Origin of the sequence: Burkholderia sp. MSMB2157WGS (genome assembly GCF_001532755.1) — a bacterium.
Lineage (GTDB): Bacteria > Pseudomonadota > Gammaproteobacteria > Burkholderiales > Burkholderiaceae > Burkholderia.
The window spans coordinates 92,566-115,429 of sequence record NZ_LPJG01000029.1 but is presented as its reverse complement, the minus strand read 5'-3'; the positions used below and the strand labels follow the sequence as shown (position 1 = coordinate 115,429).

General features: G+C 66.1%; 22 protein-coding genes and 1 pseudogene. 11 read left to right on the top strand and 12 right to left on the bottom strand.

From position 1 onward, the window contains the following. Positions 1-41: 41 nt before the first annotated feature. From WT53_RS18330 to WT53_RS18305, 6 genes are all read right to left on the bottom strand, one after another. Positions 42-518 (bottom strand): molybdenum cofactor biosynthesis protein MoaE, encoded by a 477-nt coding sequence (locus WT53_RS18330; protein WP_034207473.1) that lies wholly within the window; start codon positions 516-518, stop codon positions 42-44. A gap of 157 nt (positions 519-675) precedes the next feature. Continuing rightward, a complete protein-coding gene (gene moaD, locus WT53_RS18325) occupies positions 676-933 on the bottom strand; it encodes a molybdopterin converting factor subunit 1 (protein ID WP_034207474.1) in 258 nt (85 codons plus the stop codon). 19 nt (positions 934-952) lie between these two features. Continuing rightward, positions 953-2,200 carry a gephyrin-like molybdotransferase Glp gene (glp, locus tag WT53_RS18320; RefSeq protein ID WP_059781015.1) on the bottom strand — a complete coding sequence of 416 codons (1,248 nt, stop codon included), beginning with the start codon at positions 2,198-2,200 and terminating at the stop codon, positions 953-955. Positions 2,201-2,433: 233 nt separating this feature from the next. Next, positions 2,434-3,885, bottom strand: a complete 1,452-nt coding sequence (gene thrC, locus WT53_RS18315) for a threonine synthase (protein WP_059824831.1) — start codon at positions 3,883-3,885, stop codon at positions 2,434-2,436. A 10-nt stretch (positions 3,886-3,895) separates the two neighbouring features. Continuing rightward, positions 3,896-5,224 (bottom strand): homoserine dehydrogenase, encoded by a 1,329-nt coding sequence (locus tag WT53_RS18310; RefSeq protein WP_059781010.1) that lies wholly within the window; start codon positions 5,222-5,224, stop codon positions 3,896-3,898. Between the two features lie 54 nt (positions 5,225-5,278). Continuing rightward, positions 5,279-6,517, bottom strand: coding sequence for a pyridoxal phosphate-dependent aminotransferase (locus WT53_RS18305; protein WP_034207477.1), 1,239 nt, complete (start codon positions 6,515-6,517; stop codon positions 5,279-5,281). 315 nt (positions 6,518-6,832) lie between these two features. Between WT53_RS18305 and WT53_RS18300 the strand changes: the two genes are divergently transcribed. The 9 genes from WT53_RS18300 (at position 6,833) to WT53_RS18260 (ending at position 15,188) form a co-directional block, all read left to right on the top strand. Beyond that, entirely contained in the window at positions 6,833-7,207 is a 375-nt protein-coding gene (locus WT53_RS18300; protein ID WP_012328660.1) for an Mth938-like domain-containing protein, read from the top strand. 123 nt (positions 7,208-7,330) lie between these two features. Beyond that, positions 7,331-9,007, top strand: a complete 1,677-nt coding sequence (locus WT53_RS18295; RefSeq protein WP_060260958.1) for a glycosyltransferase family 39 protein — start codon at positions 7,331-7,333, stop codon at positions 9,005-9,007. A gap of 13 nt (positions 9,008-9,020) precedes the next feature. Continuing rightward, entirely contained in the window at positions 9,021-9,392 is a 372-nt protein-coding gene (locus tag WT53_RS18290; RefSeq protein ID WP_059824837.1) for an EamA family transporter, read from the top strand. 130 nt (positions 9,393-9,522) lie between these two features. Next, the gene (locus WT53_RS18285; protein ID WP_034207479.1) at positions 9,523-10,674 is read left to right on the top strand and encodes a DegT/DnrJ/EryC1/StrS aminotransferase family protein; all 1,152 of its coding nucleotides are present in this window, start codon (positions 9,523-9,525) and stop codon (positions 10,672-10,674) included. Between the two features lie 6 nt (positions 10,675-10,680). Further along, the gene (locus WT53_RS18280; protein ID WP_059824840.1) at positions 10,681-11,718 is read left to right on the top strand and encodes a glycosyltransferase; all 1,038 of its coding nucleotides are present in this window, start codon (positions 10,681-10,683) and stop codon (positions 11,716-11,718) included. Beyond that, entirely contained in the window at positions 11,715-12,662 is a 948-nt protein-coding gene (locus WT53_RS18275; RefSeq protein ID WP_034207481.1) for a formyltransferase, read from the top strand. Before WT53_RS18280 ends, WT53_RS18275 begins: the two co-directional genes overlap by 4 nt. Continuing rightward, positions 12,659-13,714 carry a bifunctional UDP-4-keto-pentose/UDP-xylose synthase gene (locus WT53_RS18270; protein ID WP_006478632.1) on the top strand — a complete coding sequence of 352 codons (1,056 nt, stop codon included), beginning with the start codon at positions 12,659-12,661 and terminating at the stop codon, positions 13,712-13,714. Before WT53_RS18275 ends, WT53_RS18270 begins: the two co-directional genes overlap by 4 nt. Before the next feature lie 13 nt (positions 13,715-13,727). Beyond that, positions 13,728-14,624: a polysaccharide deacetylase family protein gene (locus WT53_RS18265; RefSeq protein WP_034207482.1), complete on the top strand. Its 897-nt coding sequence runs from the start codon at positions 13,728-13,730 to the stop codon at positions 14,622-14,624. 102 nt (positions 14,625-14,726) lie between these two features. Next, positions 14,727-15,188, top strand: a complete 462-nt coding sequence (locus WT53_RS18260; protein WP_034207483.1) for a peroxiredoxin — start codon at positions 14,727-14,729, stop codon at positions 15,186-15,188. Between the two features lie 198 nt (positions 15,189-15,386). Here WT53_RS18260 and WT53_RS34345 read toward each other — a convergent pair. Continuing rightward, positions 15,387-15,628 (bottom strand): annotated as a pseudogene (locus tag WT53_RS34345) (hypothetical protein); the annotation flags it as partial. On the opposite strand from WT53_RS34345, the gene WT53_RS18255 reads away from it, so the two are divergent. Together WT53_RS18255 and WT53_RS18250 are read left to right on the top strand one after the other, a co-directional pair. Further along, positions 15,524-17,326 (top strand): PhoH family protein, encoded by a 1,803-nt coding sequence (locus WT53_RS18255; RefSeq protein WP_034207484.1) that lies wholly within the window; start codon positions 15,524-15,526, stop codon positions 17,324-17,326. The pseudogene WT53_RS34345 and the gene WT53_RS18255 sit on opposite strands and share 105 nt — an antisense overlap. 237 nt (positions 17,327-17,563) lie before the next feature. Further along, entirely contained in the window at positions 17,564-18,649 is a 1,086-nt protein-coding gene (locus WT53_RS18250; RefSeq protein WP_034207485.1) for a C40 family peptidase, read from the top strand. A gap of 149 nt (positions 18,650-18,798) precedes the next feature. Here the strand turns inward: WT53_RS18250 and WT53_RS18245 are convergent, their stop codons facing one another. From WT53_RS18245 to rpsR, 5 genes are all read right to left on the bottom strand, one after another. Continuing rightward, positions 18,799-19,809 (bottom strand): inorganic phosphate transporter, encoded by a 1,011-nt coding sequence (locus WT53_RS18245; RefSeq protein WP_034207486.1) that lies wholly within the window; start codon positions 19,807-19,809, stop codon positions 18,799-18,801. 10 nt (positions 19,810-19,819) lie between these two features. Further along, complete coding sequence (locus tag WT53_RS18240) at positions 19,820-20,446, bottom strand: DUF47 domain-containing protein (protein ID WP_006478627.1); 627 nt, start codon at positions 20,444-20,446, stop codon at positions 19,820-19,822. A 138-nt stretch (positions 20,447-20,584) separates the two neighbouring features. Continuing rightward, positions 20,585-21,967, bottom strand: a complete 1,383-nt coding sequence (locus tag WT53_RS18235; RefSeq protein ID WP_034207487.1) for a replicative DNA helicase — start codon at positions 21,965-21,967, stop codon at positions 20,585-20,587. A 141-nt stretch (positions 21,968-22,108) separates the two neighbouring features. Beyond that, on the bottom strand, positions 22,109-22,561 hold the full coding sequence (rplI, locus tag WT53_RS18230) for a 50S ribosomal protein L9 (RefSeq protein WP_027784634.1): 453 nt from the start codon (positions 22,559-22,561) through the stop codon (positions 22,109-22,111). A gap of 27 nt (positions 22,562-22,588) precedes the next feature. Beyond that, on the bottom strand, positions 22,589-22,864 hold the full coding sequence (rpsR, locus tag WT53_RS18225) for a 30S ribosomal protein S18 (RefSeq protein ID WP_006486248.1): 276 nt from the start codon (positions 22,862-22,864) through the stop codon (positions 22,589-22,591).

Below are 22,864 nucleotides of genomic sequence, written 5' to 3'. Positions count from 1 at the left end.
GCGCGCATGCGGCACCTCGCCGCATCGCCCGGGTGCCGCGCTCAGCGCGGCGCGTTGCCCGACTCGATGCCCCAGCGCGCGAGCGCGGCGTCGTCGGTGCTGCGCGCATCGACCCAGCGCTCGCCGTCCGGCGTCGTTTCCTTTTTCCAGAACGGCGCTTCGGTCTTCAGATAGTCCATCACGAACTCGCACGACGCGAACGCATCGCCGCGGTGCGACGCGACCGTCGCGACCATCACGATCTGATCGAGGGGCAGCAGCCTGCCGACCCGATGCACGATCGCGACGTCGATGCCCGGCCAGCGGCGGCCGGCCTCGGCCGCGATCTTCTCGAGCGCCTTCTCGGTCATGCCCGGATAGTGCTCGAGTTCCATGACGGCGACCGCATCGCCTTCGTTCAGGTCGCGCACCGTGCCGACGAAGCACGCGACCGCGCCGATCTTCGGGTTGCGCGCGCGCAACGCCGCCACTTCGGCATTCAGATCGAAATCGTCGGTCTGGACTCGCACCATAGCCATCGTCTGCTCCTGTCGACCCGAGTTAGCGCTTTAGCGCTTACTCGGGTCCCATGCATCGCTGTCGACCCGAGTTGGCGCTTCAGCGCTTACTCGGGTCCCATGCTTCGCGGTCGCCCCGAGTGAGCGCTTCAACGCTTGCCCGGGTCCCCTGCAAGCCTCAACCGCCCGTCACCGGCGGGAAGAACGCGACCTCGCACCCTTCGGTGAGCCGCGTGTCGGGGTCGGTCATCTCGTGGTTGCAGGCCATGCGCAATGCGCGCCCTTCGGCGAGCGTCTCGGCCCACGCGCCGCCGCGCACGCGCAGCCACGCGCGCACGTCGCCGACGGTCGTCACGCTGTCCGGCACGTCGGCTTCTTCGTCGGCCACGCCCAGGGCTTCACGCACGCTTGCAAAAAATTTCAGCTGAATCTTCATGGTTCGGGGAGCCGCCGCGTTACGACAGCAATTCGGAAAACGGGATGAAACGCACGGTCTCGCCTGCGCTGATCGCGTGCTGCGGCGGATTGTCGATCAGGCCGTCGCCCCAGACCGTCGACGTGAGCACGGCCGAGCTCTGGTTCGGGAACAGGTCGAGGCCGCCGGCCGCATTGACGCGCGCACGCAGAAATTCGTTGCGCCGGTCGCCCTTGCTCTGCGAAAAATCGGCACGCAGCGACAACGCGCGCGGCGCGACGTCGCGCACGCCGGACAGGCGCAGCAGGAACGGCCGCACGAACAGCAGGAACGTGACGAAGCTCGAGACGGGGTTCCCGGGCAGCCCGATGAAATGCGCGTCGGCGCGCTCGTCGCCGCGGCGCACCGCGCCGTACGCGAGCGGCTTGCCGGGCTTCATCGCGATCTGCCACAGCGCGAGCCGCCCTTCGGCCTCGACGGCCGGCTTCACGTGGTCCTCGTCGCCGACCGACACGCCGCCGCTCGTCAGGATCACGTCGTGATCGCGGGCGGCCTCGCGCAGCGTGTCGCGCGTCGCGGCCAGCGAGTCGGGCACGATCCCGTAGTCGGTCACGTGGCAGCCGAGCCGCTCGAGCAGCCCGCGCAGCGTGAAGCGGTTCGAGTTGTAGATCGCACCGGGCTTCAGCGGCTCGCCGGGCATCGTCAGTTCGTCGCCGGTGAAGAACACCGCCACGCGAATCCGCCGTGCGACCGACAGTTGCGCGCAGCCGACCGATGCGGCCAGGCCGAGCGCCTGCGGCGTGAGCCGCGTGCCGGCCGGCAGGATCACCGCACCCTGCCGGATGTCCGCGCCCTGCGCGGTGATCCATTCGCCGGCCTTCGGCGTGTGGAGGATCTCGACCGCGTCGCCGTCGGCCGACGTCTGCTCCTGCATCACGACGGCGTCGGCGCCGGGCGGCACCGTCGCGCCGGTGAAGATCCGCGCGGCCGTGCCGGCCGCGAGCGGCGCGGCCGGATGGCCGGCCGGAATGCGCTGCGACACCGGCAAGCGTCGATCGCCGTGCAGCAGGTCGGCGACGCGCACCGCATAACCGTCCATCGCGCTCGTATGCATCGGCGGCACGTCGAGCGGCGAACTCACGTCGGCCGCCAGCACGCGGCCGAGCGCGTCGAGCGTGGCGACGGTTTCGGCGCCGGGCAGCGGCTGCGCGGCATCGAGCAGCGCGGCGAGCGCCTCGGCGGTCGACAGCATCGGCGCGCGCGGCGCCGCGGGATTCGGGTTCGACATCGATGGAATCGGGAATCGTTGGAGTCAGTACGTCATTGTAGCGACGCCGCCACGCGGGCGTGCGATATGGCGGACATGCGAAGACTGTGATCGGCGCGAACCCGCGGATTTGGCACGCGTTTCGCGCCACCTGCGATGCCGCGGGCCAAACGAAACGGCCGGAACCCCGATCCGTTCGACGAATCGGCATTCCGGCCGCCCTGCACGACCGGGCCCCCAGGCCCGGCCGCGCGTCATGCGCCCGTATGGGCGGCGATGAAGTCCTTCACCTGCTGCGCATCGGCCTTCACGACCTCGAAGCGCTGCGGCAGCGCCTCGAGCCCGTCGAATGCGGCCGGCCGCTCGGCTTCGCGATCGAGCGCTTCGCGGATCGTCTCGCCGAACTTGATCGGCTGCGCCGTCTCGAGCACGACCATCGGCACGCCGGCCTCCAGATGCTCGCGCGCGACCTTCACACCGTCGGCCGTATGCGTATCGATCATCGTGTCGTAGCGCGAGAACACGTCGCGAATCGTCGCGATACGGTCGGCGTGGCTGCTGCGGCCGGACACGAAACCGAATTCGGCGACGCGCGCGAAATCGCCGCTCGCCGCGAGATCGAAGCCGCCCTTCTCCTCGACGTCGCGGAACAGTTGCATCACGCGGGCCGGATCGCGGCCGAGCAGGTCGAACACGAAGCGCTCGAAGTTGGATGCCTTCGAGATGTCCATGCTCGGGCTGCTCGTGTGATAGGTGTTCTCGGCGCTGCGCACGCGATACGCGCCGGTGCGGAAGAACTCGTCGAGCACGTCGTTCTCGTTGGTCGCGACCACCAGCTTCGCGATCGGCAACCCCATCATCCGCGCGATGTGGCCCGCGCAGACGTTGCCGAAATTGCCCGACGGCACCGTAAACGACACGCGCTCGTCGTTGGACCGCGTCGCCGCGAAGTAGCCCTTGAAGTAGTACACGACCTGCGCGACGACGCGCGCCCAGTTGATCGAGTTGACGGTGCCGATCTTCTGCCGCGCCTTGAACGCATGATCGTTCGACACGGCCTTCACGATGTCCTGGCAATCGTCGAACACGCCTTCGACCGCGAGGTTGAAGATGTTCGGATCCTGCAGGCTGAACATCTGCGCCGTCTGGAACGCGCTCATCTTCTTGTGCGGCGACAGCATGAACACGCGCACGCCGGCCTTGCCGCGCATCGCGTATTCGGCCGCGCTGCCGGTGTCGCCCGACGTCGCGCCGAGGATATTCAGCGTTTGGCCGTGCTTCGCGAGCGTGTACTCGAACAGGTTGCCGAGCAACTGCATCGCCATGTCCTTGAACGCGAGCGTCGGGCCGTTCGACAGTTCGAGCAGCGACAGCGCCGCACCGTTCTCGGTGCCGAGCGTCTTCAGCGGCGTGATGTCGGACGCGTTCTCGCCGTGACGCGTGTTGCTGTACACGGCGGCCGTATACGTGCGGCGCGTGATCGCGCGCAGGTCGTCGGCCGGCACGTCGTCGCAGAACTTCGACAGGATCTCGAATGCGAGATCCGCGTACGGCAGCGTGCGCCAGCGCGCGAGCTCGTCGGCGGAGACCTTCGGGTATTCGGCCGGCAGATAGAGCCCGCCGTCCTTCGCGAGACCGCCGAGCAGGATGTCGGAGAACGTGTGGCGCTCGCCGATGCCGGCGCCGCGCGTGGAGATGTAGTTCATGTCGTCAGCCTCAGTTCAGCGCTTCCATGCGCAGCTTCGTCACCTTCGACACGACGGTCGCGAGGCTCTCGATTTGTGCGATCGCCGCATTGACGTTCTTCTCGACCGTTTCGTGCGTGATCAGGATGATGTCGGTTTCGCCGTTCGCGCCGTCGATCTGCTCCGATTCCTTCTGCAGCAGCGCGTCGATCGAGATGCCCGATTCGGCGAGGATGCGCGTGATGGCGGCGAGCACGCCGGTCTGGTCGGCGACGCGCAGGCGCAGGTAGTAGCCGCTCGTCACTTCCTCGATCGGCAAAATCGGCGTATTCGACAGGCTGTCCGGCTGGAACGCGAGGTGCGGCACGCGATGCTCGGGATCGGCCGTATGCAGGCGCGTGACGTCGACGAGATCCGCGACCACGGCCGACGCAGTCGGCTCCGCGCCCGCACCCTTGCCGTAGTACAGCGTCGTGCCGACCGCGTCGCCATGCACGACGACCGCGTTCATCGCGCCCTCGACGTTCGCGAGCAGGCGCTTTTCCGGGATCAGCGTCGGGTGCACGCGCAGCTCGATGCCGTTCGCGGCGCGGCGCGCGATGCCGAGCAGCTTGATCCGGTAGCCGAGCTCCTCCGCGTAGCGGATGTCGGTCGCGTCGAGCTTGCTGATGCCTTCGACGTACGCGCGGTCGAACTGCACCGGCACGCCGAACGCGATCGCGCTCATGATCGTCGCCTTGTGCGCGGCGTCGACGCCTTCGATGTCGAAGGTCGGATCGGCTTCCGCGTAGCCGAGTTCCTGCGCGGCCTTCAGCGCGGTCGCGAAGTCGAGCCCGCGGTCGCGCATTTCCGACAGGATGTAGTTCGTCGTGCCGTTGATGATGCCGGCGATGTACTGGATGCGGTTCGCGGTCAGGCCTTCGCGCAGCGCCTTGATGATCGGGATGCCGCCGGCGACGGCCGCCTCGAACGCGACCATCACGCCTTGCTCGCGCGCGGCTTCGAAGATCTCGGTGCCGTGCACCGCGAGCAGCGCCTTGTTCGCCGTCACGACGTGCTTGCCGTTCGCGATCGCGCGCAGCACGAGCTCGCGCGCGATGCCCGTGCCGCCGATCATCTCGGCGACGATCGCGATCGACGGATCGTCGACGACCGCGTTGAAATCGTCGGTGATCTGCGCGGTGCCCGCGTGAGCGCCGAGCGCGGCCTGCGCCTTGGCCGGGTTGCGCACGGCGATGCGCGCGACCTCGATGCCGCGCCCCGCGCGTCGTTTGATTTCTTCCTGGTTGCGGTGCAACACCGTGAAGGTGCCGCTGCCGACGGTGCCGAAGCCCAACAGGCCAACTTTGATCGGTTCCATGCTGCGTGTGATCGATGAGTAAGAAGTAGTGAGTTCCGTGCGGCCGCTGCCCGCTCAGACCGAATGGCGCTTGCGGTAGCCGTCGAGAAAGCGTGCGATCCGGTTGATCGAATCGGCCAGGTCGTCGAGGTTCGGCAGGAAGACCACGCGGAAGTGGTCCGGCGTCGCCCAGTTGAAACCCGTGCCCTGCACGAGCAGCACGCGCTCCTCGAGCAGCAGGTCGAGAATGAACTGCTGGTCGTTCTGGATCGGGTAGAGCTTCGGGTCGAGGCGCGGAAACATGTACAGCGCGGCCTGCGGTTTCACGCAGGTCACGCCCGGGATCGACGTCAGCATGTCGTACGCGAGTTCGCGCTGCTTGTACAGGCGCCCGCTCGGCACGATCAGCTCGTTGATGCTCTGGTAGCCGCCGAGCGCCGTCTGGATCGCGAACTGGCCGGGCACGTTCGCGCACAGGCGCATCGACGACAGGATGCCGAGCCCTTCGAGGTAATCCTTCGCGCGCCGGCGGTTGTCGCCGCCGAGGCCCGACACGGCCATCCAGCCCGCGCGATAGCCGCACGACCGATAGCTCTTCGACAGGCTGTTGAACGTGACGGTGATCACGTCCTCCGACAGCGCACCCAGCGCGGTGTGCTCGAGGCCGTCGTAGACGATCTTGTCGTAGACCTCGTCGGCGAACACGATCAGCCCGTGCTGGCGCGCGATCTCGAGCAACTCGAGCAGCAATTCGTCGGAATAAAGCGCGCCGGTCGGATTGTTCGGGTTGATGACGACGATCGCCTTCGTGTTCGGCGTGATCTTGCTGCGGATGTCGTCGAGATCGGGCATCCACGCGTTCTGCTCGTCGCACACGTAGTGCACGGGCGTGCCGCCCGACAGGCTCACGGCCGCCGTCCACAGCGGGTAATCGGGCGCGGGCAGCAGCACTTCGTCGCCGTCGTTCAGCAGCGCCTGGGTCGCCATCACGATCAGCTCGGACGCGCCGTTGCCGATGTAGATGTCGTCGAGGCCGACGCCGACGACGCCCTTTTCCTGCGTGTAGTGCATCACGGCCTTGCGCGCCGAGAACACGCCCTTCGAATCCGAATAGCCGGACGATGCCGGCAGGTTGCGGATCATGTCCTGGATGATCTCGTCCGGCGCGTCGAACCCGAACGGCGCGAGGTTGCCGATGTTCAGCTTGATGATGCGGTGGCCTTCTTCCTCGAGGCGCTTCGCGTGCTCGAGCACCGGGCCACGGATGTCGTAGCAGACGTTGAGCAGCTTGTTCGACTTCTGAATCGGTTTCACGACGACACGGTTCCTGGATTGGCCTTGCGGCCGGGGGGACGGGATCAAAACTGGAAAGCGGCCGGTCTGTGCGCGCTGTCTAGGCTGGGAAAAAGCGGCGGTCGGACGCAGCTTGTGGCGGCGCACGACGCAAGTGGCGCCCGCAGGCGACCAAAAAGTTATAATTTAGCGGATTTTGGCCGACTTTCGCAATGCACCATAGCCGCGCCGGGCCCGCGCCGTCGGGCGTCCGCGCGTGCCCGAGGGCGCGAAACCGGCCAGCCGGGCCGTACGGCCCCGCCAACCCATTCCCCTACGGAACCGCGGAATACCGATTTGAAACTGCACCAGGACACGAGCGGCGCGCTCAATACCGTCACCGGCTACGGCCCCGATTATGTCGACGTCAACCTCGAACGCCATGAAACGAGCGTCATCGTGCTGCCCGGCGCGCCGGTCCAGGCGTGGCCCGTGTCGTCGTTCGACGCGCTCGCGCCCGAGCATTTCGCGATGCTGCTCGACCCGACGCCCGAGCTCGTGATCTTCGGCAGCGGCGCGCGGCTGCGTTTCCCGCACCCGCGGCTCGTCGCGGCGCTCACCGCGAAGCGGATCGGCGTCGAGACGATGGATTTCCAGGCCGCCTGCCGCACCTACAACATCCTGATGGCCGAGGGCCGCAAAGTCGCCGCCGCGCTCTTAATTGAACGTTAAGCCCCGATGCGGTAAAAATCGGGCCGGCGCAGCGGGTCGATCCCCCGATCGCCCAGTCAGGCCGCCCGGCCCCCGGCGCATCCGCCGGCGGCCCGTCACAACAACCAAACAGGCTGAAAACCCATGAACGATACGCCGTCGAGGCTACCGCTCAATCGCATCACGCTCGTCCTCCTGCTCGTCGCGCTCGCGATCGTCTGGTTCGCGCCGCTCGGGCTGCGCCACCTGATCCCGAGCGACGAAGGCCGCTATGCGGAAATGGCGCGCGAGATGTTCGTCACCGGCGACTGGATCACGCCGCGCTACAACGGCTACAAGTACTTCGAGAAGCCGCCGCTGCAAACCTGGCTGAACGCGCTGACGTTCGCGTGGTTCGGCATCGGTGAATGGCAGGCGCGCCTCTATACCGCGGTGGCGAGCTTCGCCGGCGTGCTGCTCGTCGGCTACACCGGCGCGCGCCTGTTCAACCCGCTGTCGGGCTTCCTCGCGGCCGTCGTGCTCGCCAGCTCGCCGTACTGGAACCTGATGGGCCACTTCAACGCGCTCGACATGGGGCTCGCGTTCTGGATGGCGCTGTCGCTCTGCTCGCTGCTGCTCGCGCAACGGCCCGGGCTGCGCCCGGCCGCGGTGCGCGGCTGGATGTGGGCGTGCTGGGCCGCGATGGCGTTCGCGGTGCTGTCCAAGGGCCTCGTCGGCCTGATCCTGCCCGGCGCCGTGCTCGTGCTGTATACGCTGATCGCGCGCGACTGGGCATTGTGGAAGCGCCTGTACCTGGTCAGCGGCCTCGTGATCTTCTTCGCGATCGTCCTGCCGTGGTTCGTGCTCGTCCAGCAGCGCAACCCCGAATTCTTCAACTTCTTCTTCATCGTCCAGCAGTTCCGCCGGTACCTGACCCCGGAACAGAACCGCCCGGGCCCGCTGTACTACTTCGTGCCGGTGCTGCTGGTCGGCTTCCTGCCGTGGCTGTCGGTCGCGTGGCAGAGCGTCCGTCATGCGCTGCGCATGCCGCGCCAGCCGAACGGCTTCTCGCCGATGCTCGTGCTGCTGATCTGGAGCGCGTTCATCTTCCTGTTCTTCAGCGCGTCGCATTCGAAGCTGATCTCGTACGTGCTGCCGGTCGCGCCGGCGCTCGCGCTGATCATCGGCGCGTACCTGCCGCTGATGACGGCCGAGCGCTTCCGTCGCCATCTGCTCGGCTACCTCGTGTTCTTCGTCGCCGCAGCGTTCGGGATCATCTTCCTCGCTTACCAGGGCGACGCCCGCACGCCGAACGCGCTGTACCGCGCGTTCCAGATATGGCTGTACGCCGGTCTCGCGGTCTCGGCCGCGCTGACGCTCGCGGCCGCGTGGCTGAACCGCCGCGCGGGCGTGGCCGCCGCGCTCGCCGCGTTCGGCGCCGCGTGGCTCGCGTTCGGCACGATCGGCGGCACCGGGCACGACGAGTTCGGCCGCTACAGCTCGGGCGCGCTGCTCGCGCCGGCCGTGCGCGCCGAACTGGCGAAACTGCCGCCCGACACGCCGTTCTACTCGGTCGAGATGCTCGATCACACGTTCCCGTTCTACGTGGGCCACACGACGATCATGGTGCAGCGCCAGGACGAGCTCGCGTTCGGGATCTCGGTCGAGCCGAACAAATGGATCCCGACCGTCGGCGAATGGATCGCGCGCTGGAAGCAGGACACCCATGCGCTCGCGATCATGGCGCCTGGCCAGTACGGCGCGCTGGTCAAGGAAGGCGTGCCGATGCGCGTGATCGCGCGCGACAACCGCCGCGTGATCGTCGAGAAACCGCAATCGTAAGGACGCCCGCCGCATGAATCCCGTTTCGTTCGTCTGCATCGTCACCGGCGTGATGCTCAACGCCTGTGCGCAACTTCTGCTGAAAGCCGGCGTCAACGCCGTTGGACACTTCGAATTCAGCCGTGCGAACATCATCCCGGTCGGGCTCAAGATCGCGACCCAGTTGCCGATCATCGGCGGCCTCGGCTGCTACGTGCTGAGCGTCGTCGTGTGGATCCTCGGGCTGTCGCGGGTCGACGTGTCGATCGCGTACCCGATGCTGTCGCTCGGCTACGTCGTCAACGCGTTCGCGGCGTGGTACCTGTTCGGCGAGGTGTTGTCGGTCCAGCGGCTCGTCGGCATCGGCATCATCCTGATCGGCGTGCTCGTGCTCGCGCGCAGCTGAGCACGGCCGGCCGCGTTAAGCGTCCGCCTACAAAAAATCACGGTGCGAATCGGCCAACCGGTGTTTAATGCCGGTTTCGGACGGATCGCCCGACCCTTTTATTACACGCCATTACAGGCCAAACGCGTTCATGAGCCAGACTACTGCTCCGTTTCTGCCGTTCACCCGCCCCGAGATCGATGAGGAAACCATCCAGGGCGTCGTCGACGTGCTGCGCTCGGGCTGGATCACCACCGGCCCGCAGTGCCAGAAATTCGAGGCCGCGCTGTCCGAGTACTGCGGCGGCCGTCCGGTCCGCGCATTCAATTCGGGCACCTGCACGCTCGAGATCGGCCTGCGCATCGCGGGCGTCGGCCCCGGCGACGAGGTGATCACGACGCCTGCGTCGTGGGTCTCGACCAGCAACGTGATCATCGAAACGGGCGCGACGCCCGTGTTCGCCGACATCGATCCCGTCACGCGCAACATCGACCTCGACAAGCTCGAACAGGCGATCACGCCGCGCACGAAGGCGATCATCCCCGTGTTCCTGTCCGGCCTGCCGGTCGACATGGACCGCCTGTACGCGATCGCCCGCGCGCACAAGCTGCGCGTGATCGAGGACGCCGCGCAGGCGTTCGGCTCGACGTGGCGCGGCAAGCGCATCGGCGCAATCGGCGACATCGTGTCGTTCAGCTTCCACGCGAACAAGAACCTGACGACGATCGAAGGCGGCGCGCTCGTGCTGAACGACGAGGACGAAGCCGTGCTCGCGCAGAAGTACCGGTTGCAGGGCATCACGCGCACCGGCTTCGACGGGATGGACTGCGACGTGCTCGGCGGCAAGTACAACCTGACCGACGTGGCCGCACGCGTCGGCCTCGGCCAGTTACCGCACATCGAGCGCTTCACCGCGCAGCGCCGCGCCCTCGCCCGCGCGTATTTCGCCGCGTTCGACGGCGGCGCGGCCGTGAAGCTCGGCGTCGGCCTGCCGGTCGCCGAATTCGAGAACGGCAACTGGCACATGTTCCTGGTCACGCTGCCGCTCGAGCGGCTGTCGATCTCGCGCGCCGAGTTCATGGCGCAGATGAAGGAACGCGGCATCGGCACGGGCATCCACTACCCGGCGATCCATCTTTTCACGCTGTACCGTGCGCGCGGTTTCAAGGAGGGCATGTTCCCCCACGCCGAGCGGTACGGCGCGTCGACCGTCACGCTGCCGCTGTTTACGCAGATGACGGAAGGCGACGTGCGTCGCGTGGTCGACGCCGTCAATCAGATTTGCGAACAATACGGAAAATAAGCGTACATGAGTCACCTTGAAGCACGCGCCGGGCATTCGGGCGCCGCGCACCTGGACGCCGGCCGGCCCGAAGTATCGGTCATCATCCCCGTGTACAACGAGGAAGACGGCCTCGCCGCGCTGTTCGCGCGGCTGTATCCGGCGCTCGACGCACTCGACGCGTCGTACGAAGTGATCCTGATCAACGACGGCAGCCGCGACCGCTCGGCCGCGATGCTCGCCGACCAGTTCCACGTGCGCCCCGACACGACGCGCGTGGTGCTGCTCAACGGCAACTACGGCCAGCACATGGCGATCCTCGCCGGCTTCGCGCAATCGCGCGGCGAGATCGTCGTCACGCTCGACGCCGACCTGCAGAACCCGCCCGAGGAAATCGGCAAGCTGATCGCGAAGATGCGCGAGGGCCACGACTACGTCGGCTCGATCCGCAAGCAGCGCCAAGACAGCCTGTGGCGGCGCAAGGCGTCGCAGATGATGAACCGGCTGCGCGAGCGCATCACGCGCATCAAGATGACCGACCAGGGCTGCATGCTGCGCGCGTACAGCCGCCGCATCATCGACACGATCAACGTGTGCGGCGAAGTCAACACGTTCATCCCCGCGCTCGCGTACACGTTCGCGCAGAACCCGACCGAAATCGAGGTCGCGCACGAGGAACGCTTCGCGGGCGAATCGAAGTATTCGCTGTACAGCCTGATCCGGCTGAACTTCGACCTGGTGACGGGCTTCTCGGTCGTGCCGTTGCAGTGGCTGTCGTTCATCGGCGTGATCCTGTCGCTCGGCTCCGCCGCGCTGTTCGTGCTGCTGCTCGTGCGCCGCTTCATCGTCGGCGCGGAAGTGCAAGGCGTGTTCACGTTGTTCGCGATCACGTTCTTCCTGCTCGGCGTGATCATCTTCGCGCTCGGCCTGCTCGGCGAATACGTCGGCCGCATCTACCAGCAGGTGCGCGCGCGGCCGCGCTACCTGATCCAGGCCGTGCTCGAGCAGCACGACGGCGTGCCGCCGGTGCCGGCCGCCGCGCACCGCCCGGGAGCCGCGCAATGAAGCCGCGCGCGGTCGTCTTCGCGTATCACAACGTCGGCGTACGCTGCCTGCAGGTGCTGCTCGCGCGCGGCGTCGACGTCGCGCTGGTCGTCACGCACGAGGACAATCCGAACGAGAACATCTGGTTCGGCAGCGTCGCGTCCGTCGCGGCCGAACACGGCATTCCGGTCGTCACGCCGGCCGATCCCGCCGATCCGGCGCTGCGCCGGGCGGTGTCCGATGCGCAGCCCGATTTCATCTTCTCGTTCTACTATCGGCACATGCTGCCGGTGGACCTGCTCGCGATCGCGCCGCGCGGCGCATACAACATGCACGGTTCGCTGTTGCCGAAATACCGGGGTCGGGTACCGACCAACTGGGCCGTGCTGAACGGCGAGACCGAAACCGGCGCGACGCTGCACGAGATGGCCGCCAAGCCCGACGCGGGCGCGATCCTCGCGCAGACCGCGGTGCCGATCCTGCCGGACGATACGGCCGCGCAGGTATTCGACAAGGTCACGGTAGCCGCCGAGCAGACGCTGTGGCGCGTGCTGCCCGCGCTGCTCGCGGGCGAGGCGCCGCACCTGCCGAACGATCTCGCGACCGGCAGCTACTACGGCGGACGCAAGCCCGAGGACGGCCGCGTCGACTGGTCGAAGCCGGCCGCGCAGGTCTACAACCTGGTGCGCGCGGTCGCCCCCCCGTATCCGGGCGCATTCACGGACGTCGGCGGCGCGCGCTTCGTGATCGCGCGCGCGCGCCTCGCGGCGCCCGGCAGCGCGGCGGCGGCGGCCGCGGCAGATTTGCCGCCCGGCCTGCACGTAAGCGATAATGCGCTATTCGGCGTCTGCGGCGACAGCCGCGCCCTATCCATTCTCGAGCTGTGGCAGCAGCGCGACGGCGGCGAAACCGTCGTGACGCCCGCGGAATTCGCGCAGTTCATTCATTCTTCCCGTCATTCATGAAAGCAAAAAAAGTCCTGATCCTGGGTGTGAACGGCTTCATCGGCCATCACCTGTCGAAGCGCATTCTTGAAACCACCGATTGGGAAGTGTTCGGCATGGACATGCAGACCGACCGGCTGGGCGACCTCGTCAACCACGAGCGGATGCATTTCTTCGAAGGCGACATCACGATCAACAAGGAGTGGGTCGAGTATCACGTGAAGAAGTGCGACGTGATCCTGCCGCTCGTCGCGATCGCGACGCCGGCCACCTACGTCCAGCAGCCGCTGCGCGTGTTCGAACTCGACTTCGAGGCGAACCTGCCGATCGTGCGTTCGGCCGTCAAGTACGGCAAGCACCTCGTGTTCCCGTCGACTTCCGAGGTCTACGGCATGTGCTCGGACGAGCAGTTCGACCCGGACGCGTCGGCGCTCACCTACGGCCCGATCAACAAGCCGCGCTGGATCTATGCGTGCTCGAAGCAGCTGATGGACCGCGTGATCTGGGGCTACGGGATGGAAGGCCTGAACTTCACGCTGTTCCGTCCGTTCAACTGGATCGGCCCGGGCCTCGACTCGATCTATACGCCGAAGGAAGGCAGCTCGCGCGTGGTCACGCAGTTCCTCGGCCACATCGTGCGCGGCGAGAACATCAGCCTCGTCGACGGCGGCTCGCAGAAGCGCGCGTTCACCGATATCGGCGACGGCATCAGCGCGCTGATGAAGATCATCGAGAACAAGGGCGGCGTCGCGTCGGGCAAGATCTACAACATCGGGAATCCGAAGAACAACTTCTCGGTTCGCGAGCTCGCGCACAAGATGCTCGAACTGGCCGCGGAATTCCCCGAGTACGCCGATTCGGCCAAGCAGGTGAAGCTCGTCGAAACGACGTCCGGCGCCTACTACGGCAACGGCTACCAGGACGTGCAGAACCGCGTGCCGAAGATCGACAACACGATGCAGGAGCTCGGCTGGGCGCCGCAGGCGACGTTCGACGACGCGCTGCGCAACATCTTCGAAGCGTATCGCGGCCACGTCGCCGACGCGCGCGCGCTCGTCGAACAGCAAGGCTGATCGGGACGCTCGCTTGGCTCGTATCGTCCTCAAGATCGACGTCGACACGCTGCGCGGCACGCGCGAAGGCGTGCCGAACCTCGCGCGCATCTTCGATCGCTTCAATGCCCGCGCGACCTTCCTCTTCAGCCTCGGCCCCGATCACACGGGCTGGGCGCTGCGGCGCGTGTTCCGCCCGGGCTTCCTGAAGAAGGTGTCGCGCACGTCGGTGGTCGAACACTACGGCGTGAAGCAGCTGATGTACGGCGTGCTGCTGCCCGGCCCCGACATCGGTCGCCGCGCGATCGCCGACATGCGTGCGATTCACGAGGCCGGCTTCGAATGCGGGATCCACACGTGGGATCACGTCTACTGGCAGGACAACGTGCGCGTACGCGATCGCGACTGGACCGCGCGCGAAATGCAGAAGAGTCACGCGCGCTTCGTCGAGATCTTCGGCGCGCCGCCCGTCACGCACGGCGCGGCGGGCTGGCAGATGAACGACGCCGCGTTCGAGCAGATCGACGCGTGGGGGATGCGCTACGCGTCCGACGGTCGCGGCCACTCGCCGTACCTGCCCGTGGTCGGCGGCCGCACGCTGTCGCACGTGCAGATGCCGACCACGCTGCCGACGCTCGACGAAGTGCTCGGCGTCGACGGCGTCGACACGCACAACGTCGCCGCGCACCTCCTCAAGTTCACCGAAACCAATCCGCACGACCAGGTGTTCACGCTGCATGCGGAGCTCGAAGGCCAGAAGCTCGCGCCCGTATTCGAGCAACTGCTCGCCGGCTGGCATGCGCAAGGCCACACGTTCGCGACGATGGGCGACTACCATGCGACGCTGGACCGCGACTCGCTGCCATCGTACCCTGTCGCGTGGGGCGAAATCCCCGGCCGCTCCGGTGAACTGATCGTCCAGCCCGACTGAGTTCGCGCGCGCCGGCGTCGCCGCCCTTGCGAAGCGCTGCTGCGCCGCCCCGCCGAACCGCGCCGCCGCAGCGGCGCTCTTCCATAACAACAGGAGAAACACGTGTCCGTCGAAGTTGACCGTCAAGTTCCCGATTTCACCGCACCGGCCACGGGCGGCGACATTTCGCTGTCCGACCTGAAGGGCAAGAAGCTCGTGCTGTACTTCTATCCGAAGGACAACACGCCGGGCTGCACGACTGAAGGGCTGCAGTTCCGCGATCTCTATCCGAAGTTCAAGAAAGCCGGTGCGGAAGTCATCGGCGTGTCGCGCGACAGCCTGCGCTCGCACGACAATTTCAAGGCCAAGCTCGAGCTGCCGTTCCCGCTGATCTCCGATGCCGACGAAGCGCTGTGCGCGTTGTTCGATGTCATCAAGATGAAGAAAATGTATGGCAAGGAAGTGCGCGGAATCGAGCGCTCGACGTTCCTGATCGACGCCGACGGCGTGCTTCGCCAGGCATGGCGCGGCATCAAGGTACCGGGTCACGTGGACGACGTGCTAAAGGCTGTACAAGCGCTTTGAGGCGCGTTATATTGGGCCGCAATGAATGCCAGTTCGCCCCATATTTCTCGTAGCTGCGCCGGTGCCCGTTGCAATGCTTGCCGGCACCTGACGCGCATCACGACGGCATCAGCCGAGCCGCATGTCCCTGTCGACGGGGCAGCGGCTTTTTTTATGGAACGCGCGCCGGCCCTCCCCGGTCCGGCCCTTACCGCATCGAGGAGCTGATCGACACTTAGGCGAACCGGCTAGACGAAATTCCTGTGCGCCACCGCGCGCAAACTGCATGCGTCTACGTCACGCAGGATGCGATCAGCGGCGCACTTCATGCGACACGATTCCTCCCGAGGGACACCATGCCTTTGCCTACTCCCCCCAGCAAGCTCGGCAGCCTGCTGCCGCCCGACGAATACAAGGCGAAAGCGCGGCCCGCGAAAGCCGCGAAGAAATCCGCCGAAGGGGACGCATCCACAGCCGGTGACTATGGTTCGGCCAGCGTGGCCCCACCGATGATCGAAGCCGCGAACACGGCCGCGCCGTTGCGCGCCGTCGCGTCTTCGGTGTCCGGCGCCACGAGCGCACCCGCGCGCGGCCGCAAGACCAAGCAGACGGCCGCCCTGCTGCAGCCGCTGCCGGCGCCCGTCGAGCCCACGGCGCCGGTCGTCGCACGCAACGACAAACCGGCCGCCGGCAAACCGGCGGCCACGCCCGCGCGCGACGCCGGCGCCGCGACGAAGTCGCGCGGCCGCAAACCCGCCGAAGCCGAACAGCAGAAACTGTTCGTGCTCGACACCAACGTGCTGATGCACGACCCGAGTAGCCTCTTCCGCTTCGAGGAACACGACGTCTATCTGCCGATGATGACGCTCGAGGAACTCGACAACCACAAGAAGGGGATGTCCGAAGTCGCGCGCAATGCACGCCAGGTCAGCCGCACGCTCGACGCGCTCGTCGCCGACGGCGGCCCGATCTCGGCCGGCATTCCGCTGTCGCGCCTCGGCAGCCGCGACGCGCTCGGCCGCCTGTACTTCCAGACGAAGCTCGCCGACATCGCGCCCGTCGAAGGCCTGCCCGAAGGCAAGGCCGACAACCAGATCCTCGGCGTCGTGCGCGCGCTGCAGCGCGACCGCCCCGATCGTCAGGTCGTGCTGGTGTCGAAAGACATCAACATGCGGATCAAGGCGCACGCGCTCGGCCTGCCCGCGGAAGACTACTTCAACGACCAGGTGCTCGAGGATTCGGATCTCCTGTACAACGGCGTGCGCGAACTGCCGCAGGACTTCTGGACCAAGCACGCGAAGGGCATGGAGAGCTGGCAGGACACGAAGACGGGCACCACGTACTACCGCGTGACGGGTCCGCTCGTCGCGTCGATGCTCGTCAACGAGTTCGTCTATCTGGAGCCGCAGAACGGCGAGCCGACGTTCCACGCGATCGTCCGCGAGCTGAACGGCAAGACGGCGCTGCTGCAGACGCTGCGCGACTACAGCCACCACAAGAACAACGTGTGGGGCATCACCGCGCGCAACCGCGAGCAGAACTTCGCGCTGAACCTGCTGATGAACCCCGAGATCGACTTCGTCACGCTGCTCGGCCAGGCCGGCACCGGCAAGACGCTCGTCGCGCTCGCGGCCGGCCTCGCGCAGGTGCTCGACGACAAGCGCTACAACGAGATCATCGTGACGCGCGCGACCGTGCCCGTCGGCGAGGACATCGGTTTCCTGCCCGGCACCGAGGAAGAGAAGATGCAGCCGTGGATGGGCGCATTCGACGACAACCTCGAAGTGCTGCAGAAGACCGACGACGCGGCCGGCGAATGGGGCCGTGCCGCGACACAGGAACTGATCCGTTCGCGCCTGAAGGTGAAGAGCATGAACTTCATGCGCGGCCGCACGTTCGTCGACAAGTACCTGATCATCGACGAGGCGCAGAACCTGACGCCGAAGCAGATGAAGACGCTCGTCACGCGCGCGGGCCCCGGCACGAAGATCGTCTGCCTCGGTAACATCGCGCAGATCGACACGCCTTACCTGACCGAAGGCAGTTCGGGCCTGACCTACGTCGTCGACCGCTTCAAGGGCTGGGGCCACAGCGGCCACGTGACCCTCGCGCGCGGCGAACGCTCGCGACTCGCCGACTACGCGTCGGACATTCTGTAACGCGCGAGCCGGCCGATCGGCCGGCTGTCGACGCCACGCGGCGCTCCGTTTCCGGAGCGCCGTTTTTTATTTGGGGTCGAAGACATAAGTAACGCTTCGTCACGCAACAACGCAGTTTACGCGCGAAACTTCAAGTAAATTCTCAAGAATGGTTGCTTAAGTCCCGCCGGTACGTCTACCATCGGGTCTGTCTGTCGTCATACGATTCGCGAGCGCGCCGCGCTCGCCCGCCTTGCCATGCTTCGAATCTGGGTTCCCGTCGCCGTCGTCTCCCTGCTTGCGGCCTGTTCCAGCGTGCCGCCGCAGTCGGCATCGCGCTCCGCTTCGGGCATGAAGATCACGACGCCGCGTGCATTCCCGGCGCCCGCCAATTTCCCGAAATTCGTCGACCACAGCGTCGGTCAGGAAGAAATCTCGATCCAGGCGATGAGCCTCGTCGGCGTTCCGTATCGCTGGGGCGGCAACACGCCGGCGAGCGGCTTCGACTGCAGCGGGCTCGTCCGCTACGTGATCGGCCGTGCCGCAGACGTGAACCTGCCGCGCACGACCGCCGACATGAGCAGCCGCGGCGTGTCGATCGAACCCGACGAGATCGCGCCGGGCGACCTGATCTTCTTCAATACGACCGGGCGGCCGCATTCGCACGTCGGTATCTATGTCGGCAAGCTGCGCTTCGTCAACGCACCGTCGACGGGCGGCACCGTACGGCTCGACTACCTGACGAACCCCTACTGGGCGAAGCGCTTCGACGGCATTCGCCGCGTCGCGCCGCCGCGCTCGGCCCCGACGCCATTCGATGCGCCGACCTACGAAGCCAAGCGCGACGAACCGCGCAATGCGCCGGCGGTCGCGGCCGCTCCCGTGGTCGTGACGGCTGCCGCCGCACCGCGGCAACCCGCGTATGCGCCGCCGCAAGCGAGAGCGACGCAGGCGCCAGCCACCCCGACCACGCCGGTCGTGACGGCCGCCGCAGTTGCACCGGCAGCGCCGGTCGCCGATCCGTACGAACCGCCGCCGCCGCGGATGCAGGTGGCGCAGCAGCAAGCCACGTCGGCGAATGACGCGATGCCCGCGATGACGGCCAATACCGCACCGGCCGCCCCGGCAGAAGTCGGCACGCAGATCCCGACGACCGCGCTGACGGCTGCCCAAGCGGCCGCCTTCGATGCCGAGCCGCCGCCCGCGACCGCGTCGACGCCCCCACGCGGTATCGAGCCCGCGCCCGTGCAGGTGTGGCGAGCATCGACGCAATCCGCGCCCATCAGCCCGCGCACCGGTACGGCCGACGATCCGATCGCGCGGTTTGCGAACGGCAGTTATTGAGCGATTGCCCGAGTCCGCCCGTCAACGACGTTGGCGGCATCTGCCGCCCCTCCCGCCTCGTCGCCGCTCTCTTGCCAGCCTCCAAAAGAAAATGCGCCGCAGCCTTTCGGCTTGCGGCGCATTTCATGTCGATCCGGCCGTGTCGGCGCTCAGAAGATCTGGCGTCCGAGCCACCACCCGCCGGCCGCGAATAGCGCGGCCGCCGGCAGCGTCAGCACCCACGCCCACACGATGTTGCCGGCGACGCCCCAGCGCACGGCCGACAGCTTCTGCGTCGCGCCGACACCGACGATCGCGCCGGTAATCGTGTGCGTGGTCGACACCGGAATGCCGAGGAACGACGCGATGAACAGCGTGATCGCACCGCCGCTTTCCGCGCAGAAACCGCCGACCGGCTTGAGCTTCGTGATCTTCTGGCCCATCGTGCGCACGATGCGCCAGCCGCCGAACAGCGTGCCGAGGCCCATCGACAGGTAGCACGCGCCGATCACCCAGGCCGGCGGCGCATCGGCGGTCGCCGACGCGTAACCGCTCGCGATCAGCAGCATCCAGATGATACCGATCGTCTTCTGTGCGTCGTTGCCGCCGTGACCGAGGCTGTACAGCCCGGCCGACAGCAGTTGCAGCCGGCGGAAGCGCCGGTCGACCTTGCTGGGCGCGGTACGGAAATACAGCCACGACACGCCGAGCATGAACAGCGAACCGAGGATGAAACCGAGCAGCGGCGAAATGAAGATGAACGCGATCGTCTTCAGCAGCCCGTCGATGTTGAGCGCGCTCCAGCCGGACTTCGCGAGCGCCGCGCCGACGAGGCCGCCGATCAGCGCGTGCGACGAGCTCGACGGAATCCCGTAGTACCACGTGATCACGTTCCAGCCGATCGCGCCGACCAGCGCGCCGAACACGACGTAATGGTCGACGATCTCGGGATCGATCGTGCCTTTACCGACGGTCTGCGCGACTTTCAGGTGGAAGATGAAGTACGCGATCACGTTGAACGCGGCCGCGAACACCACGGCCTGCTGGGGCTTCAGCACGCCGGTCGACACGACGGTGGCGATCGAGTTCGCCGCGTCGTGAAAGCCGTTCATGAAGTCGAATACGAGCGCGACGAGCACCAGCGTCGCGACCATCCATAGGGCGAGTTGTATCGAATGCATCGTGGTCCGCTCAGGCGTTTTCCAGCACGATGCCTTCGATGATGTTCGCGACGTCCTCGCACTTGTCGGTGATCTCCTCGAGCAGCTCGTAGATCGCCTTCAGCTTGATGAGCGTCTTCACGTCGTCTTCCTCGCGGAACAGCTTCGACATCGCCGCGCGCAGCACGCGATCGGCTTCCGACTCCCAGCGGTCGATTTCCTCGCACTGCTTGAGGATCTGTGCCGACTGCTTCATGTCGGACAGCAAGCCGACGGCCTGCTGCACGTGTTGCGCCGATTGCGTGACGATGTGCGCGAGCTGGCTCGCCTCGGACGTGACGGACTGCACGTCGTACAGCGACACGGCCGTCGCGACGTCTTCCATCAGGTCGAGGATGTCGTCCATCGTCGTGATCAGCTTGTGGATCTCGTCGCGATCGAGCGGCGTGATGAAGGTCTTGTGCAGCAGATCGATCGCCTCGTGCGTGAGCTTGTCGGCGGCCTTCTCGGCGATTTGCACGTTTTGCTTGTGAATCTCGGCGTCGGCGAGATTGTCGATCAGCAGTTCGAGCTCGCGGCCACCGGAAACGATGTGCTTCGCGTGCGCGTTGAAGAGTTCAAAGAACTTGCCCTCGGTGGGCATGAATCGACCGAACATGGGATTCCTGAGAGATTGTCAAACTACTGTCACGAAAACGGGCGACATTGTACCGTTTCCGGTCGCGACGCGACGTGCGCATATGCGCACGCCGGGATTGGATACAACATTTGGCGAAATAGGTGTTTACAACCGGCTTTACTCGCCGTAGAAGGTTTGCGCCCCGGCAAAGTTGTCGAACTTCGTGTATTGCCCCAGGAACGTGAGCCGAACGGGCCCGATCGGGCCATTACGCTGCTTGCCGATGATGATTTCGGCCGTCCCCTTGTCAGGACTGTCGGGATTGTAGACTTCATCGCGATAGATGAACAGGATCACGTCCGCATCCTGTTCGATTGCGCCCGATTCGCGCAAATCCGACATCACCGGACGCTTGTTCGGGCGCTGTTCGAGGCCGCGGTTCAGCTGCGACAGCGCGATCACCGGCACGTCGAGCTCCTTCGCGAGACTCTTCAACGAACGTGAAATCTCCGAGATTTCCGTCGCGCGGTTCTCGCCCTGCGACGAACCCGACATCAGCTGCAGGTAGTCGACGATGATCAGGCCGAGCTTGCCGCACTGGCGTGCGAGACGCCGCGCGCGCGAGCGCAATTCCATCGGGTTCAGGCCGCCCGTCTCGTCGATGAAGAGCTGCGCCTCGCTCATCTTCTGCACCGCGTGCGTCAACTTCGGCCAGTCCTCGTCCGTCAGGCGGCCGGTTCGCATCCGGTGCTGGTCGAGCCGGCCGATCGAGCCGAGCATACGCATCACGAGCTGGGTGCCCGGCATTTCCATCGAGAACACCGCGACCGGCAGCCCGTACTCGACCGCGACGTATTCGCCGATGTTCATCGAAAATGCGGTCTTACCCATCGACGGTCTTCCGGCCACGATGATCAGTTCGCCACCGTGCATCCCCGACGTCATCCGGTCGAGGTCGACGAAGCCGGTCGGCGTGCCGGTGACGTCGCTCGGATTCGCGGTGTGGTACAGCGTGTCGATCCGCTCGACCACCTGCGTGAGCAGCGGGCCGATCTCGAGGAAGCCCTGGTTGCCGCGCGCGCCCTCTTCGGCGATCGAGAACACCTTCGATTCGGCTTCGTCGAGCAGTTGGCGGACTTCCTTGCCCTGCGGATTGAAGGCGTCGGCCGAGATTTCGTCGGCGACCGACACCAGCCGGCGCAGCACCGCGCGGTCGCGCACGATTTCCGCGTAGCGGCGGATGTTCGCCGCGCTCGGCGTGTTCTGCGCGAGGGCGTTCAGATACGCGAGCCCGCCGACGTCGTCGGCCTTGCCGGACGTGGTCAGCGCTTCGTACACGGTCACGACATCGGCCGGGCGCGTCGCCGCGATCAGCCGGCCGATGTGCTCGTAGATGATCCGGTGGTCGTAGCGGTAGAAGTCGCCCTGCGACAGGAAATCGGCAATCCGGTCCCATGCCGCGTTGTCGAGCAACAGGCCGCCGAGCACCGACTGCTCGGCTTCGACCGAATGCGGCGGGACTTTCAGCGATTCGATTTGGGGATCTTGCGGCGCGTTCATGGGTTGGGATTATCGCGAATAGATGGCGGCAGCGCTACCACCGCTTGCCGGGCGAGCGGGCAACAAAAAAGGCAGGCCCCGGTTACCCGGGCGCCTGCCCTTGTCCGGACGGCGGAAGCCGCCCGGCAAGCTTGCATACGCTTACGCGTGGTCGCCGATCACGTTGATCGTGACGTCGACGACGACGTCCGTGTGCAGCGCGACCTGGACGTTGTGCTCGCCGATCATCTTCAGCGGGCCTTCCGGCATGCGCACTTGCAGCTTCTCGACTTCGTAGCCTGCCTTCTTCAGCAGTTCCGCGACGTCGCCGTTCGTGACCGAGCCGAACAGACGGCCGTCGACGCCCGACTTCTGCGTGATTTCGAACGTCTGGCCGTTCAGCTTCTCGCCGACTGCCTGCGATGCCGCCAGCTTTTCAGCGGCGATCTTTTCGAGTTCGGCGCGGCGCACTTCGAATTCGGCGATCGCTTCCTTCGTTGCACGGCGAGCCTTGCGGTTCGGGATCAGGAAGTTGCGAGCGTAACCGTCCTTGACCTTGACGATATCGCCGAGGTTACCCAGATTGGCGACTTTTTCCAACAGAATGATTTGCATTCGAATTCTCCTTATTGCGTCGCCTGATTACGCCTTGTGCTGATCGGTGTACGGCAGCAGCGCGAGGAAACGCGCACGCTTGATGGCCGTATCCAGCTGACGCTGATAGTGCGCCTTCGTACCCGTCAGACGAGCCGGCGTGATCTTGCCGTTTTCGCCGATGAAGTCCTTCAGCGTTTCCGTGTCCTTGTAGTCGATCTGCTCGACGCCGGCAGCCGTGAAACGGCAGAACTTCTTGCGCTTGAAGAGCGGGTTTTGTTGCTGACGACGCTTGTCGAATTTCTTACCAGTCGGGCGGGGCAT